This window comes from Ammonicoccus luteus (assembly GCF_050880385.1).
Lineage (GTDB): Bacteria > Actinomycetota > Actinomycetes > Propionibacteriales > Propionibacteriaceae > Enemella.
Genome location: NZ_JBNZCI010000002.1, coordinates 469538 through 488441 on the forward strand (window position 1 = coordinate 469538; position 18904 = coordinate 488441).

At 70.6% G+C, this 18904-nt stretch carries 5 protein-coding genes; 1 reads left to right on the top strand and 4 read right to left on the bottom strand.

Annotated elements, in window-relative coordinates; translation table 11 throughout:
• The first annotated feature begins 57 nt into the window (after positions 1-57).
• Positions 58-1203, top strand: coding sequence for a CHAT domain-containing protein (locus tag ACQ260_RS07545; protein WP_432558802.1), 1146 nt, complete (start codon positions 58-60; stop codon positions 1201-1203).
• Here ACQ260_RS07545 and ACQ260_RS07550 read toward each other — a convergent pair.
• The 4 genes from ACQ260_RS07550 to ACQ260_RS07565 form a co-directional block, all read right to left on the bottom strand.
• Positions 1146-2801: a hypothetical protein gene (locus ACQ260_RS07550; RefSeq protein ID WP_432558803.1), complete on the bottom strand. Its 1656-nt coding sequence runs from the start codon at positions 2799-2801 to the stop codon at positions 1146-1148. The two genes, ACQ260_RS07545 and ACQ260_RS07550, sit on opposite strands and share 58 nt — an antisense overlap.
• Positions 2802-2816: 15 nt before the next feature.
• The gene (locus ACQ260_RS07555; protein ID WP_432558804.1) at positions 2817-3734 is read right to left on the bottom strand and encodes a 1,4-dihydroxy-2-naphthoyl-CoA synthase; all 918 of its coding nucleotides are present in this window, start codon (positions 3732-3734) and stop codon (positions 2817-2819) included.
• 156 nt (positions 3735-3890) lie between these two features.
• On the bottom strand, positions 3891-12461 hold the full coding sequence (locus tag ACQ260_RS07560; protein WP_432558805.1) for a glycoside hydrolase family 94 protein: 8571 nt from the start codon (positions 12459-12461) through the stop codon (positions 3891-3893).
• Between the two features lie 334 nt (positions 12462-12795).
• Positions 12796-18789, bottom strand: a complete 5994-nt coding sequence (locus ACQ260_RS07565; protein WP_432558806.1) for a DUF4011 domain-containing protein — start codon at positions 18787-18789, stop codon at positions 12796-12798.
• Positions 18790-18904 lie beyond the last annotated feature (115 nt).

The following is an 18904-nucleotide window of genomic DNA, read 5'->3' on the forward strand; positions in this document are numbered from 1 at the left end:
GATGGTCTGGCAGGCTAACTATCGCAGTCGGGACTCGGGGAATCGGGGTGATGGCGCATGAGTGGCCAAAGCATCCTGCAGATTGTCGGCGACGGCATCGCGGGCAACTGGATCACGTGGCGCTGGGCGGACGGCGGCCTCGGGGTGGCCGAGGTGCGGGGCCTCGAATCGATCAGCAACCGTTTCCGTGACGCGCTGCCCACCGGACCGCAGGGCCTGAGCCTCGACGGTGAGCTGACGAATCCGGAACGAGAAGCGGAGCTCATGGCTGCGCTGGCCGACGTCCTGCTGCCGCCGCGACTCAGGGCGGAGATCCTCGCGGGCACGGAGTCCGGCACGCCCCTGCACATCCGCGTCGCCCCCACACCGTTGGCTGCCGCCGTCCCGTGGGGTCTGCTGCCCCTCGACGCCGAGCGGCGCCTCCTGGACGTCGCGGACATCTCGTGGATCGCGCCCGTGCTGCCGCGGGACGTGGTGGACGCGGCGCCGCCCGCTCCTGTTGACGGAGCCACTTCGCTGCACGTGATCGACCCCGACCAGCGCCTCGGCCGGGTATTGACCGAAGCGGACCGGTCGGTGTTGGGGACCCGTGCGGCCGGCCGGAAGATCGTCGGGGAATCGTTCGGCGCGGCGGATATGTCCGCCGAGTTGCGGGCCGGCGCGTCCCGGTTGTTGTTCGTCGGGCACTGCGTGCGCTCCGGCCCCGCAGCCACCGCGGGGCTCGTCCTGTCCGATGTCGATCGGTGGACCCCGGACCCGCTCACCGCGCAGGAACTGATCGCGGACCCCGATCGCTGGCCGATGCCACCCCGGGTCGCCGTCCTCGCCTGTGCCTCGGGTGCCGATCTGACCGACTATGAACCGTTCGGACTCGCCACGGCGCTCCTCCACAACGGTGCCGACACGGTGCACGCCACGCTGTGGACGTTGCCCACCGATCGGGCGTTCGCTCTCCAGGGCGTGCCGGGCCCGGTGCTGTTGCCGATGGCGCTGGCCTTCGACGAGGCGCAGACGGCCGCGGACCCGGTGAGCGCACTGTGCGCATGGCAGCGCAGGCAGCTGCGGCGCTGGCGAGACGAGCCGTCCCTGGGCACCTCGCCGCTGGTCTGGGGAGCCGCACTCACCATGACCGCACCCCGCGAGCGTCACAGGAAGAAGCAGTCACCCGGTCCGGTCAGCGACGACACCGACCCGTCGATGTAGTGCAACTGCGGCACCGGCACCAGCCGTTCGCCCGACGCACTCACGACGCCCGCGGCGCGGGACGCGATGATCAGATCGGCCGCGATCTCCGGCCGGTCGCACTGTTGGGCGAGCTCGATGGCGAGTTCGTACGCCGGTCCCTGCGCCTTGCGCCAGCGCGCACGGACCCTCTCGTGGCCCATTTCGAACCGCTCCGCGTCAAGCGTTCGGACGGCTCGCAGTGCATGCGCCAAACCGTCTTCCGGCCGACCATCGGCCCGGAGCACCCGCGCCAGCGCCGAACTCGCCCGGGCCTCCACCAACTCGGTCCCGGCCAGCCGGGCCAGCCGCACCAGCGCCCGCCGCAGCAGGCGCTCCGCCGCGACGTTCGGCTCGGCACCCGCGGCGAGCACCTCCCCCGCGCGCACCAGCAGGACGGCCTCGCGCCGCCGATCCTCCGGGTCCGCCGTGAGGTCGTCCAGCAAAGCGATCAGCTCCTGCACGACCCCGGGTTGGAGTGGCCTGGGTGCCGGCCCGGACCGTGGCCACACCGAGCGCTCGGCCTCCCGCACCAGCAGCTCGACTGCGTTGATGTGCGTCTGCCCGGGCGCCACGGCGTCCAAGGCATCGCCCAGCCCATCGGCCAACTCGTCCGCGGCAAGCGCGAGCTCGTCATGCAGGCGCCGGTCCACGACGGAGTGCGCCGCCCCGAGCCGTTGGACCGGTGACAGTGCCGGCACGACCCCCACGGCGGGCCTGTCCGGCCCGTCCTCGCTCAATGTCGCCCGGGCCTGCTCGGCCAGCCGGAAGTGTTTCCGCGCTTCCTCGCGCTGGCGCCACTCGAGCGCGCAGAACGCCGCGTGCTGGTGGAACCTGATCCAGAGATCCTCGAGTTCCGCCCGGGACTTGAGCAGGGCCTGCACACTGCGCAGGAGCTCGTGCGCCTCGGCGATGTCACCGCGCAGCCGCCGGTTCTCCACCAGCGCGAGGTGATGCAGGATCCGCAGCCGCGGCGGGGTGCCGAGCGCGGACCAATAGTCCAAGTCGGCCTCCAGCAGCTCCGCGCCATGCCGCAACTCGCCCGACTTCGTGAGGGCCCGCGCCAGCACGACCCGGCTGCCATAGACCCTGCGCACGCCGGGTGCCCGCTGGAATTCCGCCGCCGCGTTCGACAAGGCACCGATCGCCTCAGGGGTCCGGCCCTGGGCGAACCGCGCTTTCCCCAGGACGGTCCAGGCCCAGCCGGCGATGTTGGCGTCGTCGTCGGTGCGCCATCGCAGAGCGGCCCGGATCCCCGAGCCCAGCCGTCCGCTCTCCACGAGGCATTCGGCGAACTCCAGTTCCGCGTGCGCGGAGAGCTTCGTCCCGGTCTGCAGACCCGGCGTGCCCGTCAGACCCACAGCGACGCGCGCCGCATCCCGGGCCCGACGCAACTGACGCGCGTCCCGGGTATGGCGCAGGATCCACGCGAGAATCAGCAGGGAGTCCACGTGGTCGCGGAGGTCACCGCTGTTGGTGGCAGCCAGCACCAGCCGCTCCGCGGCGCGCTGCGCGTCGCGAACACGCCCGTCCGCGTCGGCGAGGAGCGTCGCCTCCTTCAGCCCGGCGAGATCGACCACCCGACACCGTCCCCGTCAGAAGTAGTACGGGAACTTCGACCAGTCCGGCCTGCGCTTCTCCAGGAACGAGTCGCGGCCCTCAACGGCTTCGTCGGTCATATAGGCCAACCGCGTCGTCTCCCCCGCGAACACCTGCTGGCCGACGAGCCCGTCGTCGATCGCGTTGAACGCGAACTTCAGCATCCGCTGCGCCGTCGGGGACTTGCCGCAGATCTTCGCGGCCCAGTCCAGGGCGACGTTCTCCAACTCGTCGTGCGGCACGACCTTGTTGACCATGCCCATGCGATAGGCGTCCTCGGCCGAATATTCGTCACCGAGGAAGAAGATCTCCCGGGCGAACTTCTGCCCCACCTGACGCGCGAGATAGGCCGACCCATAGCCCGCGTCGAAGGATCCGACGTCGGCGTCGGTCTGCTTGAACTTGGCGTGCTCCTGGCTGGCGAGGGAAAGGTCCGACACGACGTGCAGGGAGTGTCCGCCACCGGCGGCCCAACCGTTCACCAGAGCGATGACGACCTTCGGCATGAACCGGATGAGCCGCTGGACCTCGAGGATGTGCAGGCGCCCGGCGCGCGCCTGGTCCAGGGTGTCGGCGGTCTCCCCCAACGCGGGGCGGCCCTTGTCGTCGGCCTGCGCGTATTGATAGCCCGAGCGCCCCCGGATCCGCTGGTCGCCGCCGGAGCAGAACGACCACACCCCGTCCTTCGGGGCCGGGCCGTTGCCGGTGAGCAGGACGCAGCCGACGTCGGGACTCATGCGTGCGTGATCGAGCGCGTCATAGAGCTCATCCACCGTGTGCGGCCGGAATGCGTTGCGCACCTCCGGCCGATCGAACGCGATGCGGACGGCGGGGACGTCCTTGGCGCGGTGATACGTGATATCGCTGAAGTCGAACCCCTCGACGGGTTCCCAACGCTCGGGATAGAAGGTCACCCCGTCACCCTAGCGATTGCGCAGAGTGCGAAAAACTGAACAGTCGATCCGAAAATCGGCCGCGACACGCCGAAGAATTCGGATCGACTGTTCAGTTTCCTCGTTTCGGCGGTCGAGACCCGGGCGGCCGGAGGCAGACCCCCCGGGAAATGGGCCTCAGCGAGTGACCACCACCGTGTGCGACTGCCCGTCATCGACCAGCGGCACGCGGAGGTCACCGGGCCCGGACACGAGCGCGCCAGCGCGCGGCGATGTCGTCCCCACCACGCACTGGATCACCGGCTGCCCGTCGAGCACGACCCGCGGCGGTTCGTCGTCCGGCCGGTCGGCGCACCGCCCGAACGTGAGCTGATAGTCAGCGGTGCCGAACCGATAGGACACGCTCACGCCCTCCCACGCCTCCGGGAAACACGGCCGCAGGACCAGGTGATCGCCTTCGCGCCGAATCCCGAGAATGGCCTCGAGTCCCGCGCGATAGAGCCAGCCGGAGGATCCCGTATACCAAGTCCACCCACCCCGGCCCACATGCGGCTCGACCGAATAGACGTCCGCGCACACCACATAGGGCTCGACCCGATATTGCGCCGCCCGCTCGGCATTCAGCGCGTGGTTGACCGGGTTGATCAACCCGAACATCCGGGCGGCGGCGTCGGCGTCACCGCGGGCGGCATAGGCGAAGATCGTCCAGATCGCGCCGTGGGTGTACTGCCCACCGTTCTCCCGCACCCCCGGCGGATAGGCCCGGATATAGCCCGGGTCCGGTTCGGACACATCGAACGGCGGCGTGAACAGCCGCACGACGCCGGCCTCCGGCATCACCAGCTGGTTCTCCACCTCCGCCAGCGCCCGTGCCCCGCGCTCGGGCCGGCAGGCCCCGGACAGCACCGCCCAGCTCTGGGCGATTCCGTCGATCCGGCACTCGGTCGAGCTCGCCGACCCCAGGGGGGTGCCGTCGTCGAAATAGCCACGGCGATACCAACCGCCGTCCCAGCCGCTGTCCTCCAGCGCCGCGAGGACCCGCTTCTGCTGTTCGCGGCACCGATCGACCAGGCCCGCGTCGCCCCGCTGTTCGGCCAGCCCGATCACCTCGGACAGCGTCGTGTGCAGGAACCAGCCGAGCCAGACGCTCTCGCCGTCGCCGCCGATGCCGACGCGGTTCATGCCGTCATTCCAGTCGCCTCCTCCGATCAGGGGCAGCCCGTGGCGTCCGGTCTTGGCGAAGCACAGCTCGAGTCCGCGCCGGCAGTGCTCCCACAGCGTCGCGGTCTCGGCGGAGGTCTCGGGCTGGAAGAACTTCTCGTGCTCGTCCTCCGTCAGCTCGTCGCCGGCCAGGAACGGCACCTGCTCGTCGAGCACGCCATAGTCCCCCGTGACCCGCACATAGCGCGCGACCGCATGCGACAGCCACACCACGTCATCGGTGATCCGCGTCCGCACGCCCTGACCGCTCGCCGGCAGCCACCAGTGCTGCACGTCGCCCTCCGGGAATTGCCGGCCCGCCGCGCGCAGCACGTGCTCGCGGGACAGCTCGGGCTGCACGAGGACCGCCGCCATCGAGTCCTGCAGCTGATCGCGGAACCCATAGGCACCGGACGCCTGATAGAACCCCGACCGCGCGAGCATGCGGCAGGCCAGCGTCTGATAGAGCAGCCAGCCGTTCATCATGACGTCGAAGGTGCTGTCCGGCGTCTTCACCTGCACCTGCCCGAGCTGCTCCTCCCAGTGCTCCACGACACCGGCCAGCACGGCCCGCGGGTCGAGTCCCCGGGCCTTCTCGATCAGCCGGCGGCAGCCGTTCGCGTCCGGGGCCGCACCGAGCGTCACGACCAGGTCGGCACTCTGACCGGGCTGGAGGGTGAGCGTACGCCGGGCCGCCAGGCACGGATCCAGACCCGCGCCCGTCCGGCCGGACAGCGGGTCGCTCGTGAACATCGCCGCGGGCGCCGCCAGGGATCCGTGCAACCCGACGAACTCCTGGCGGTCACCGGTCACGGAGTCCTGCGCGCCCGCGAGGTCGAGGAACATCGTGCCCGGATATTGCGTCACCCACGGGTTTCGCGCGAGCAGCGCGCCTGTCTGCGGGTCGTGCTCGGTGATGATGTGGCGGGACATCGCGGCGCGGTTCATGCCGAGGACGGGTTCAGCGTACGCGGTCACCGTCACCCGACGCACCTGCTCACCGGTGTTGGTGAGCGTCAGCAACGACATCTTCACCGGGTCCTCGCCGGCGACGAACACGGTCTGGTCCAGCTCGAGCCCACCCATGTCGTGGGTGAACCGCGAATAGCCGAAGCCGTGCCGGACGACGTGGCGGCCGGCGCCGTGGACCGGTGACGCGGTCGGGCAGGCGACCTGACCGGTTTCGTCGTCGCGGACATAACAGACCTCGCTGACCGGCGTCCGCACGGGATCGTTCGGCCACGGGGTGAGCTGGTTGTCGCGGCTGTTGCGCCACCACGTATACCCGGATCCCTCCGCCGTCGCGTGGAACCCGAACTCGTCGTTGGCGACGACGTTCGTCCACGGTCCGGGGGTGGATTCGCCGGGATCGAGGACGACCACGTATTCCCGCCCATCCGCACTGAACCCGCCGTGCCCGTTGAAGTGCAGCAGCTGGTCCTCGTCGGTCCGCGCGACCACGGGGGTACGCGACCCCGCCGGCAACTCACCGCGGGGCACGCGGGCCGGATCGAGCGTCGGCAGGTTGTGGGCGAGGTTTCCGCGCCGGGCGACGAGCACGACCGCGGCGCTGGCGAGCATGGCCGCGACCGCGTCGGGGTTCGCCTGGTCGCGCTGCACGACGAAGACCCGGCCGTTCGAGTCGGGCGCGCCGGTGCGCGGCCGGATGCCCGCGGCGATCCGCTCCAGGGCGTGGTGCAGCTCCTGCACATAGGACGACGAGCGCTCATTGAGGAGGACGACGTCGACGGGGAAGCGCTTCGTGCGCCAATACTCGAACGCCTTCACCGCCTCCTCCGCCACACCGAGGTCGCGCTCGTCGTCGATGCGCACGACGAGCATCGGCAGGTCGCCGGAAATGCCCAGCGACCACAGCGCCGACTGCGACCGGGCATCGGCGAGCTCCTCCACGCTCGACCGCAACTGCGCCAGCGGATAGAGCACGTGTCCGGCGAGTTCCTGGAACCGGGCCGCCTCGCGCGACGTGACGTTGAGATGGCGCAGCATGATCTGGGAATGGGTCCAGCGCAGCGCCTCGACCCGGTCATAGGCCCCGGGCGACAGGTGCTGGTCCACCAGCCGCAGCACCTCGTCGCGGGTCGCGGCGACCGCGGTCCAGAACGTGATCACCGCCCGCCCGTTCGCGGGCACGTCGACGTCCTGGCTGAGGGACATGATGGGGTCGAGGACATACCCGGTGTTGCCGCCCGCGTCGGCGCCCTCCGATTCGGCCAGGCCCTCGGGCGCGGTCAACCGCCCGTTGCGGCCGAGAAACGCCTCGCGGTCGGTCTCCACTCGCAGTTTCTGCCCCGCGAAGGGCGCGGGCTTGGCGAAGTGCGCGACCCAGATCTCCGGGTCGCTCGACGAGCGCCGGCGCCGGGTCGCGAGCAGGACGCCCAGTTCCGGCAGATATTCGGTGTGCACGAAGAGCTTCGAGAACGCCGGGTGGGCGTCGTCGTCGCGGACAGCGGCGAGGACGAGTTCGGCGTACGACGACACCCGCAACCGCCGCAACCCCTCCCCCCGGTTGGTGATGGTGAGCCGCCGCGCGACGACATCAGCCTCGGGCGACAGGTGGTGCACATAGGACGTCGTGAGGTCGCCGTGGCGCCGGATGAACTCGGCGCGGTCCTCGGCGAACTGCACGGCATACGGGTCGTCGTCCACCACGGGCAACGCCGCGGTCGACCAGACGTCGCCGGTGTGGCGGTCGCGGAGATAGCAGTACGCGCCGGTCTGGTCGCTGGTCAGGTCCGGGTGCCAGCGGTTGATCGCGACCCCGCGCCAGCGCAGCTGGCTGCCGCCGGCCGGTGTCAGCAGCAGGCTGAGACCGCCGTTGGACATGAGGTGGACGGCGGGGTTGAGGGCGGCCGAGCCGCTGAGCGTACGCTCCTCCGCAGCCTCCACCGCCCGCACCGCATGGGTCGCACGCAGTTCCTCGCGGCGCGCGTGGGTGACCGGGACGTCGCGCGGCTGCCGCTCCTGCAGAAGCATCTCGCTGGCGGCGATCATCGGCTCGGCGTGGAACCGGTCCCGCATCAGCCCGTCGAGCACGACGTTGTGGATCGCCACGACGGTCATGCCCTGGTGGTGCGCCATATAGTTCTGGACGATCACGTGCTCCGCATCCCGCGGCAGCCGCTCGGCGGTGAAGTCGATGGCCTCATAGAAGCCATAGGTCCCCCGTGCCCCGAGCTGCGTCAAGCGGCGATAGTTCTCCACCGACTTGTCCGGCTCGACCATCGAGGCCAGACCGGTCGCATAGGGGGCGACGACGAGGTTGTCGGCGAGACCGCGGACGATGCCGAGGCCGGGGACGCCGAAGGGCGAGTACTGATAGTTCATCTCCGGATCCCGCGCATTGAAGCCGGACTCCGAGATGCCCCACGGCACCCCGCGCTCCTCTGCGTACTGCATCTGACGCCGCACCACCAACTGCGCCGTCCGGTTCAGCAGACCGGTGGCGGGGGCGCGCATGACGAGGGGCGGCATGAGGTATTCGAACATCGACCCCGACCACGACAACAGCGCCGCGCCGCCGCCGACCGCGGTCACCGAACGCCCGAGCCGGAACCAGTGCTTCGTGCGGATGTTGCCCTTGGAGACCGCGATATAGCTGGCGAGCCGGCATTCGGAGGCGAGCAGGTCATAGCAGCTCTCGTCGAGCTTGCCGGTGTCGGCGCGGAGGCCGACGGACAGCAGCTGGCGGCGCGGGTCGAGCAGCAGCCGGAAGTCGGCCATGAGGATCTCCCGGCGGGCGAGGTCCTCGATGTGGCAGATCAGGCGGGTGAGCTCCTCGCGGTCGACCCGGGTGTCGCGCTGGAGCGATGCGAGGGTGTCGCAGGTCGCGGCTGCCCACACCTTGGCCTCCCCGGGCAACTCTGCGGTCGCCCAGGCTAGCGCCTTCAGCGGCGCGGCCAGGTCGGCGAGCAACTCGGGGACTTCGGGGGCGGTACGCAGGGCCGCGCTCCGGGTCGCCTCCTGCGCGGTGGTCGCCGTCGCCTCGTCGAGTTCCCCGGTCGCACCCGCGAGCATCGCCTCGGCGCGCGCCAGCTCTGCGTACGCCAACTCCGCCCGCTCACGCGGCACCTTCTCGAGCGCCTCGCGGACCAGCTTCAGGCCGTCGCCCAGCCCGGCGAGCGGCGGACGGTCGAGCCCGGGGTCGGCGAGCCATTCCTGGCAGGTCTGAGCGAGCGCGATCAGGTGGCCGATGAGGTTGCCGCTGTCGACGCTGGAGACATAGCGGGGATTGAGGGGGGCGCAGGTGCGGGTGTCGTACCAGTTGTAGAGGTGCCCCTGATGGTGCTCCAGGTTCGCCATCGACTGGCAGGTCGCCTGGAGCCGGTCGACCGCGTCGGCGAGGCCGATCCAGCCGAAGTCACGGGCGGAGACGGTGGTGAGCAGATAGAGGCCGATGTTGGTCGGCGACGTGCGGTGCGCGACCTTCGGTTCGGGGACCTCCTGGAAGTTGTCGGGCGGAAGATGGTTCTCCTCGGCGGTCACGAAGGTCGCGAAGAAGTGCCAGGTGCGGCGGGCGACGAGACGGAGGTACGCACGATCGGCCGCACTCGCCTGCACCTCGATCCGGTCGTAGTGCCGGCTGACCCGCCACATGACCGCCGGTGCGATCAGCCAGGCGAGGGCGAGCGGCGCGGCGACGGCGAGGTTGAGGGGGCTGCGGAGGAGGGCGAGGATCAGCAGCGCGACGGGGGCGACGAGGCTGGCCCCCATGAGCCCGTAGTAGCGCCCGAGCGTGCCCTTCGCGCTCTTCTGCAGGGCGGCCGCGGTGGTCCACTCGAGGAGCTTGCGGCGCGAGACGAGCCGGCCGAGCGTGCGCAGGATCGCGTCGAGGCTCTGCTGGGCCTCGTGGGCGATGAGGGTGATGTTGAGCGCCGTCAGCGCGAGCGCGATGCGAGTGTCCTCGGCGAGCGCGCGGGCCTGGCTGGCGCGGGTGATGCCCTTGCGGTTGAGCAGGAGCCGGCGCCACAGGGGCAGGGTCGGCGGGACGAGGTGGATGAGCAGGAGGACGACCATCCACGCGAGCAGCGCGGGCCAGGGCAGGAACGCGGCAGCGAGCAGGGTGCCGGCGACGGTGAAGATGGGCACGATCGACCGGCGCAGGTTGTCGAGCATTTTCCACCGGCCCAAGCCGGTGAGGCCCTTGCCGCGGGCGCCGAGCAGCCACGGCAGCAACTGCCAGTCGCCGCGCAGCCAGCGGTGGTTGCGGGCGGCGGCGACCTCATAGGCGGTCGGGTATTCCTCCACCACCTCCACATCCGTCACCAAGCCCGAACGCGAGAAGTTGCCCTCGAGCAGGTCGTGGGAGAGCAGGGAGTTCTCGGGAATCCGGTCCTCGAGGGCGACCATGAAGGCATCGATGTCATAGATGCCTTTGCCCGCGAAGGAGCCCTCGCCGAACAGGTCCTGATAGACGTCGGAGACCGCGAACGCATAGGGGTCGAGGCCACGTTGGGTGGAATAGACCTCCTGGAACGGCGAGGTGTCCTCCGTGAGCGGGAGGGACGGGGTGACCCGCGGCTGCAGGATCGAATAGCCGCGGATGACGTGGCGGGTGCGCTCGTCGAAGTGTGCCCGGTTCAGCGGATGGGCGAGCTTGGCGACGAGGCGGCGGGCGGCATCTCTCGGGAGGAGGGTGTCGGCGTCGAGCGTGATGACATAGCGGAATTGGCCCGGGAAGCGGCCTTCGACGACCGAGTGGCTCGTGTCCCCCGCGCCGCGCAGATAGCGGTTGAGCTCATCGAGCTTGCCCCGTTTGCGCTCCCAGCCCATCCACACGCCCTCGGCGGAGTTCCAGCGGCGTTCGCGATGGAACAGGAGGAAGCGGTTGCCATAGCGGGCGTTGAGTTCGCGTACCCCCGACAACGCCCTGTCCAGCAGTTCCTCATCGCCGTCGCGGAGCGGGGTGTCCGCGTCGACCCAGTCGGTGAGCGCGGCGAAATAGAGCTCCCCGTGGAGGTTGGCGAGATAGTGCACCTCGAGCTGTCGGATGAGCTCGTCGACCCCGTCGGGTGAGGTGAGCATGGTGGGGACGACGACGAGGGTGCGGAACTCGGGGGGTACGCCGGCGTCGAGCGACAACGCCGGCAGCGGCCGGGCCGCGAAGAGCTTCGCGGAGTGATAGTTGATCAGGCCGAGGGCCAGGCTGCTGATCGGCAGCGACAGCAGGAGCACCAGCCCGATCCAGAGCGCGGGATGGTGGGTGCCGAGCGCGCCGAGGCCGCGGAAGCCGCTGGCGGCCCAGACGATCCCGAGCAGGGCGAGGGCGAGGCACAGCGCGGTGGTGAGGGTGAGCGCGCCGAGATAGCCGGACAGTCCGGCCGCGCGGGCGGTGTCGATGAGCCACTCGCGGGCCGGGCGCCGATAGCCGAGGGCCTTGGCGAAGTCGCGGCGGCCGTCGTCGATGAGCCAGAAGCCGAGGTCCTGCCCGACGTCGGTGGTGGCCTCCCGGGCCCAGGCGAGAGCGGCGCGGGCGACCTCGAGCTCCTCGTGGGCCGAGCCGCGCGCGAGGGTCTCGACGGCCGAGCGGTAGGTGTTGCGGGTCGTGAAGTCGAGGGCCGGATAGCCCGGGTTGGTGCGGAGCTCCTGCTCGAGGACGCTCACCGATTCGAGCCGGTCCTCCCAGTTGACGTCGGCGACCAGGCGCAGGGAGGTGAAGATGTTGCGGATCGTCAGGGCCTGACGGGCGAGGCGGGCGTGCTCGGCCTCGATCGCGGCGTCGGGATCGGTGTTCCTCGCCGCCAGGCCTGCGGTGACCCATTCGACACCCTCGGTGAGGTCGGTGTGGGCGAGGCGCCGGAACAACTGCACCGCGAACGACTGGGTGATCTCGACGCGGTTGGCGTTGGGCAGCGCTTGGGCGAGGGTGAGCCGCTGCTGGCCGCCCGTGCCGAGGAGCTGATCGGCGAGGTCGTCCGCGCGGGCCCGGGCGGACGCCGCGTCGACGACCTGCAGGGCGATGCGGCGCAGGTTCTCCAGCAGCAGGAGCCGCAGGGTGATCGCCACGGCCCACAGCTCACCGAGCGTGAGCGGCTTGCGGGACTCATAGGCGCGGATATAGGCCGCCAGGCTGTCGGGATCGAAGAGGCTGTCGGTGTGGGCCACGTATCCCCACATCACCCCGAAAATCCGCGGATGCCCCTCCAGGAAGCCCTCGCCCAGCTTGGGCAGCTGGCGGAAATAGCCCGGTGGGAGGTCCATCCGGACCTGCCGGAACGCTTCCTCCACCTGATGGAAGTTGTCGACCAGCCACTCGGCGGCAGGGGTGATCGGGCGGCCCGCGGAGAGGTCGCCGACGAGGGACTCATAGCACCGGATCAGGACCTTGTTGTCGTCCGCCAGCCGATCGAGCAGGGAGACGTCCGGTGCTGTGCCGCTGACCGTGACCTGGCTGTCGGCGAGCGAGACACCGTGCTCGATCAGACGCTCGTCGCTGAACAGCTCCGCACGGATCGATCGCTGGTCCGACCACGGATCCGACGAGCGCCGACGCCGGAATCCGGACTGCTTTCCCCGTCCACCCGGTGTCACCGCGCACCACGCGTCACCGCAGACCGGACGTTTCGAGTCGTCGCACAAGGCATATCTCGAGTCACCGCACACCTCGACTGCTCATGTCCGCGGGGTCACGCAGTGGGCCCTCTGGATCCTCCGTTCGCGCTTCATTGCACGCGAGGCACAATTTAGCGACTTATCGGTAACTTGTAAGGGGAATGGATGGACAAAGTCAGCCAGTGGGCGGCCCCCACCGGCGGCTGGTCCTCGCGGCGTCCTGATACGTCGTTGCGCCCACTCATCAGGATCGCACCGATCAGCGACCCAGGTGGGCGTTTTGGCCCGATCGCCCCAGGTTTGGCGCGATCGCCTAAGCAGGCACGACGAGGCCGCCGGCGCGCTTCAGTCGGCGCTCGGCGACCGCGTGGTCGAGGGCTTGTTCGAGCCGCGTACGCCCACTCTCCGTCACCCGCGTTCCCCCGAACAGCCGAGTGGTCTCCCGGTGGAGTTCCTCGTCGGCGATGCCGACGGACTGCCGCACCAAGTGACACTGCGCGTTGGCGAGCTCACGGAGGGCGATGTCCTCCAGCGGCCGGTCCTTCGCGTTGCCGCCGGACCGGAAGCCCTCCCACCGCAGCGGATCGCGGCCGCGGGGCCAGATGAACCCCTCGGTGTCGCGGCGCAGATCATCGGGCACGATCGGCCGGATCTGCGTGAGCCGGGTCTCGGTCAGCCGGCTGATCCCGTGCACGCTGACCACGAGGCGCGCGAGGCGCCGGACACTGATCGGGCCGCAGGCCTCGACGATCTCGCGCATCAGGTCGATGGTCTGGGCCTGAGCCTGTCCCGGCCAGTCGAGCTTGTCGAGGCGCCCACGCGGACGGGTTTCGAAGTCCGGCTCCGCATAGGGCCCCTCGTCGGGGTCGTCCTCCCCGTTGAACAGGTTGAGGGGATCGTCTGCCCCGTCGGGCTCCTCACCGGAATCGAGGACGGGTGAGTCACCGCCGGGCTCATAGGGCAGGAACACCGACTCCCCCTCGGCCTCACCGATCGCCCGTCGGCTGTCCACTGCGGCGAGCGCTTCGATCACGCGCTGCAGCGCCGCGGCCCGATCCCCGAGCCATTCGGGCAGCCACACGCGATGCACGGCCGGCCAGCCCATGATCCCGCGCAGCACCTGATCGGGCAGCCCGTCCCGATCCCCTGTGGTGGTCCGCCGGGCCCACCCGGGGCCGTCGAGCAGGACCGCCAGCGCCGACCGGTCACCCCGCGCGGGGTCGGTGACCACCAGATCGATCCGGAACTCCGACAGCCCGACGGAGGTCTCGACCGCCAGCCCTTCGCGGCGCAGCGCTTCGGCGATCTCCTCGCGATGCCGGTCGAGTGCGCCGGCGCTGGGGACGACCTCGGGCGGCGTACCGTATTTCGCCACCTCCAGATACGCCCGCAAGTGCCGCACACCGACCGAGTTCGTCTGCTCGACGCGGATGTCCTCGGGGTCGAACGACGAGAACACCATCACCCGCCGCCGGGCCCGGGTGACCGCGACGTTGAGCCGCCGCTCGCCGCCGGCGCGGTTGAGGGGGCCGAAGTTGAGGGGCAGCACGCCGGCCTGGTTCGCCGAGAACGCCGTCGAGAAGATGATCACGTCCCGCTCATCACCCTGGACGTTCTCGAGGTTCTTCACGAACAGGCCGTCGTCCGCGAGCACCATCGACTCGGCGACCCCTTCGACGCCCGAGTCCCACAGCATCCGATGGATGAGGTTGCGCTGCGGGGCGTTGAACGTCACGACGCCGATCGAGCGTTCGCGCCGGCGCCAGCGCCGCAGCACTTCCTCGACCACGGCGGCGGCTTCGGTCGGATTCGTGCGCAGCAGGCCCTTCTCCGCCTGGCCCGCGTCCTTCGGGACACTGCGGCGGAAATGTCCGTCGATCCGAGTGAAGGAGACGCCGGTGTCGAAGCGGTCGGCCGGGGAGGCGGGGAAGGAGGAGAGGCGGCCCTCGTAGTACTGCTCATTCGAGAACGCGATCAACGCCTCATCGGTCGACCGGTAGTGCCACGACAACCAATGCCGCGGCAGCCCCGCCTGCACGCACTCCCCGAGCACTGATTCCTCGTCCGGCACGACCGTGAATTCGTCGACGGTCTCCTCGTCGTCGTCAACACTGACCTGCGCGAACTGGGTCGGTGGGAGCTGCTTCGAGTCGCCGGCGACGACGCAGGCGCGGGCCCGGCCGAGGGCACCGATCGCGTCGGGCACACGGATCTGGGATGCCTCGTCGAACACCACCAGGTCGAACTCCATCGCACCGGGCGGCACGAACCGGGCCAGTGAGTCGGGGCTGACGAGCACGCACGGCGTGATCTCGGCGATGACGGCGCCGTGGGTCTGGATGAGTTGGCGTACGCTCGCTCCCCCTCGGGTCCGGTTCAGCTCCCGGTCCAGGGCGGCGGCCCGCCCGATGACCGCGTTCGGGCGGAACGGACGGCGGTCGATCAGCCCGGCGGGCAGCACCGTGGTGAGGCTGTCGCGGAGGGACTGCCCGGCACGGACATATCGCTCCGCGGTCCGGTCATGGCTCGGCCCATGGAAGTCGTCGAACCCGGCCGCGCGCCACCGCTCCGCCAGCGCGGCCATCGCCACTCCGCGGTCGAAGCCCGCCGGTGCGTCCTCCGCGGGCACGCTGCCGGTGAGCAGGGCCCAGCGGGCCTCCGGCACAGCGTCGGTCAGTGGCTCCAACGGAGCAGCCGCGCGCCGCCAGCGGGCAAGGAGCGCCGAGTCCTGAGTGCGGCGCTCCCGACCGGCTCGCCAGGCCGCCAGGAGACCGGCTTCGCCCGCGAACCGCGCTTGGTCGTCGGCGCGGCTGTCGGTCGCGGTCGCGAGGACGGCCCAGGCCGCGACGAGTTCGCGCAATGGACCGTCGACCGCCGGGCTCCTGGTGGGCCCGTCGTTGAGCCCGTCAAGGGCGCCGTGGTCGAGCCCGCCGATGGGCCCGTCGTTGGGCCCGCTTCCCCGACCTGTCACCGCGTCCTCACCCTTTGACCCGTGGGGCGGGTCAAAAGGTGAGGGCTCAGCCTCTCCCCCCGAAGGGTGCACGCCGGCGCCGAACGACCCAGCCCGGCGGCGCCGGCGCACCTCCGCACCCAGCTCGGGTGAGAGGCGGCCGAAGCGCTGCGCGGCCTCGGTGCGCTGTGTGATCAGGCGTTCGATCTCCAGCGCCGCGCCCGGGTCGGCGAGAGCGAGCGCGCCTATTTCGGCGAGGCCCGGCAACGCCCGCCAGGACTGCTGCACCGCCCGCTGGTCGGCGGCGACCGCGGCGATCTGTTCGACCAGGTCGGGCAACTCGGCCGGCCGCACCTCGACACCGGGCCGCAGATGGTCGAGCACGGGCGCCGCGGCGCGGAGGAGTCGCCCCTTGCGGCCGATGAAGAAGGACGCGTTGGCCTCGCGCAGGTGCTGGCGCACCGGCGACAGGTCGACCTCCAGGACGGGCGGCAGGAACTGCGGCAGCAGGTCGGCGAAGCGTTGGGCCACCTGCCCAGTGCGCTGCTGGAGCTCGGCCAGCGCGGCCCGCCAGCGCGGCGAATCGAGGACGGCCAGGTCCTCACCCAGTCCCGGCTCCAGCAGCAACCAGACCACGGCTTCGAGATCCGCGACCGTGGCGATCCCGGCGGGCAACAGGTCGGGCGGCAGCGCGGCCTGCGCCCGGTCCACCCGCTCGACGGCCGCCAGCACCTCGGCCGGTGGCGCCCCTGTCACGCCCGCGAAACCCCAGGCCGCCGCGCCGTGTGGGCCGAGCTCGGCAAGTGGCGCGACCGCGTCCGCCACCGCGCGGCGGAGTTCCGCGGCGTCGAAGTCCGCCCGACCGACCGCGGCCTCGGGCACCGGCAGCGTCGGACCGTCTCCGAGCGCCAGGTGCTGGGCGTGGGCATCCCACAATGACAGGCCCGCCCGGTTGGGCTCATGGAGCCGGTCGCGATAACCGGTGAGGACTGCGGCCGTGGCATGGACGTCCTGCCCCGCCACCCGATAGCCATCCGCATCCGCCATCGGCTGCTGGGCGAGGGCCGACTTCAGCCCCGCCTTGACCGTGGTCGGACTGGCGTTGTGGTCATGGAGGTCGAGCGTGAACGGCAGCAGCCCGACGTGCCCGAGGCGCTTGCGGACCACATCGAGCGCGGCGCCCTTCTCGGCGACGAACAGCACCCGCCGACCCTGCATCATCTGGTCCGCGAGGATGTTGGTGATCGTCTGCGACTTGCCGGTCCCGGGTGGTCCCTCGAGCACGAACGACCGACCCGCGCGGGCCAGCGCGATCGCCTGCGCCTGCGATCCGTCCGCGGGGATCGGCGCCACGGCGACCACCTCGTCGAGGGCCGGGAGGGAGTCCTGCGTGGCGCCCGGATCCGCGTACTCCCCCGTCGGAGTCTCCACCAAATGCCGCACCAGCGGCGACTCGAGGAACGTCTCCCAGTGCTGGTCGAGGTCCCGCCACAGGAGATAGCCCGTGAAGCCGCTGATCGTCAACCGCGCCTCGTCCACGACGCGGAAGCCGAGCTCGCTCTCGTCCAGCGCCATCCGGAACAGGCGGAGCACCTCGGCGACATCCACCGCACCGTCCGCCGTGCGCGGCATCTCGGCGAGCGCGGGCACGGCGAACCCGAACTCGTGGCGCAGTTTTTCCAGGAGGCTGCGGTTGACGGTGACTTCGCCGGCGGGGTCATACGCGATCCGATAGGGCAACGTCAGCCCACGGATCTCCGCCGGAATCAGCACGAGCGGCGCTGCGAGGTCGCGGTCGCCGAGCTTCCAGTCCAGCCGCCCGAGGCTGAGGAGCAGGGGGTTCGCCCCGGTCTCACGCCGCCCGGACTGGGCCCGGAACCGCAGCCGGTCCAGCTCGGCCTTGTGGCTCGGTCCCTGAAGTTCGGTGAAGATCGTCGAGCGGACCTCGAGCAGGTCGCGCTGCACGTCGCCGGGAATGGCGTGGGCATCGCGGTCGAGGGTCGTGCGCACGGCCGAGTTCAGGTCCTCGACCGCGCGGAGAGTGAGGGTGCGGCCCTGCTGCAGCACGTCGCCCACGGCCCCCAGCTCCCCCTGCGGAACGACCAACCGGACCTGCGCCATCGGCTGGCCGAGGTTGAGCAGCCGGTTGCGGAGGCTGAGATCCAGCAGCGCGTTCTTCCAGGCCTGGATGCGCGGTGGGACGTCGGCGCGCTTCGCCGAGACAGCGGGCACCCCGGGCTCCGCGGCCTGCACGGTCGCCCCGGCGCCGCTCGCACGAGCCGGCGGGGACCACTCCACGATCTCCACCACACCGTCCTCGCGCACGCGCCGCGACGGCAGCGGGTGGATGCGCAGCATGCGCGCCATCGCGACGTCGACCACGGCGATGAGCTCGTGACTGCGCCCGGTGAACCAATGGTCGCGGACCGCATTCCCGGCGCGCTCGAACAGGTCCTTCGGCGGCCGGCGCTCGCGGGTGATCATCGTGGTTTCCACGACCCCCATGAGGTCGAGGTCGACCGCGTTCGCGGCCTGGGCGATCTCGGTCGTGGCGGCATTCGGCAGCCCGCGGTCGAGATAGCGCCAATAGCCGAGGAACGCATGACCGCGCGCGATCCAGACGACCGGCGGAATGCCGATCTGCTCGAGCACGGCGGCCAACGTCAGCGTGGTGTCGAGGCAGGTGCCGAGACGCCCGTCGAGCACGTCCCCCGGTGTCCGCACCTTTTGCCCCAGCCCCCAGCTCGCCGGCGGCTCCGCATAGTGGATGGAAAGGTCGTGCAGCACGGCGAACGCCGCCTCGACCACGGTGTCGATCCCGGTCGGACTGAGCCCCTGGACACCGAGGGATCCGCTGCCCGTCTTCTGCAGAAGCCGCTCGGCCACGCGCGGGAGGAGCGCAGCGACCGACTGATGGTTGGGCTGCACGAACGACGAGAGCAGTTCCAGCGACAGCAACTCCGCGTGCGGATCGATGACCCATTGACGGGCAGCGAGCACCGGCAACCGGCGGTGGACCGTCGCCGCCCGAGTCCCGTCGAGATCAACCGCGACCTCGAGCTCGGCGGCGGTCTCCTCCTCGATGGTGCTGATCGCGCCCGGCTCGAAGGCGATGTCCAGGTCGTCCAGCTCCCAGGGAAGAGCCGGGTCGGGGTCGGCAAGCGTGCGCGACCACGGCCGCGTCAGCACGTCACCGAACTGATCCCGCAGCGTCACCTCGACGCGAACCTCGCGGACAGCGCCGCCCAGCGCACTCAGATCCACCACGACCCGCCGCACGAACGGCAGCCCGACATGCGCCATCGCATGGTTAACCCACGGGGTTGCCACGACGTCCACGGTCACACCAGAAGCCACGCCCAGGAGCGTAAACGAGACCAGGGACAAAAGTGGGTGCGCGAGCCCTCGCGATCTGACCCGCAGGACGGGTCAAGACACAAGGACCGCTCACCACCTCCCCGAACTCCCGCAA

Coding starts and splice junctions, on each gene's coding strand:
- ACQ260_RS07545 (WP_432558802.1), top strand. CDS start 58: ATGAGTGGCCAAAGCATCCTGCAGATTGTCGGCGACGGCATCGCGGGC.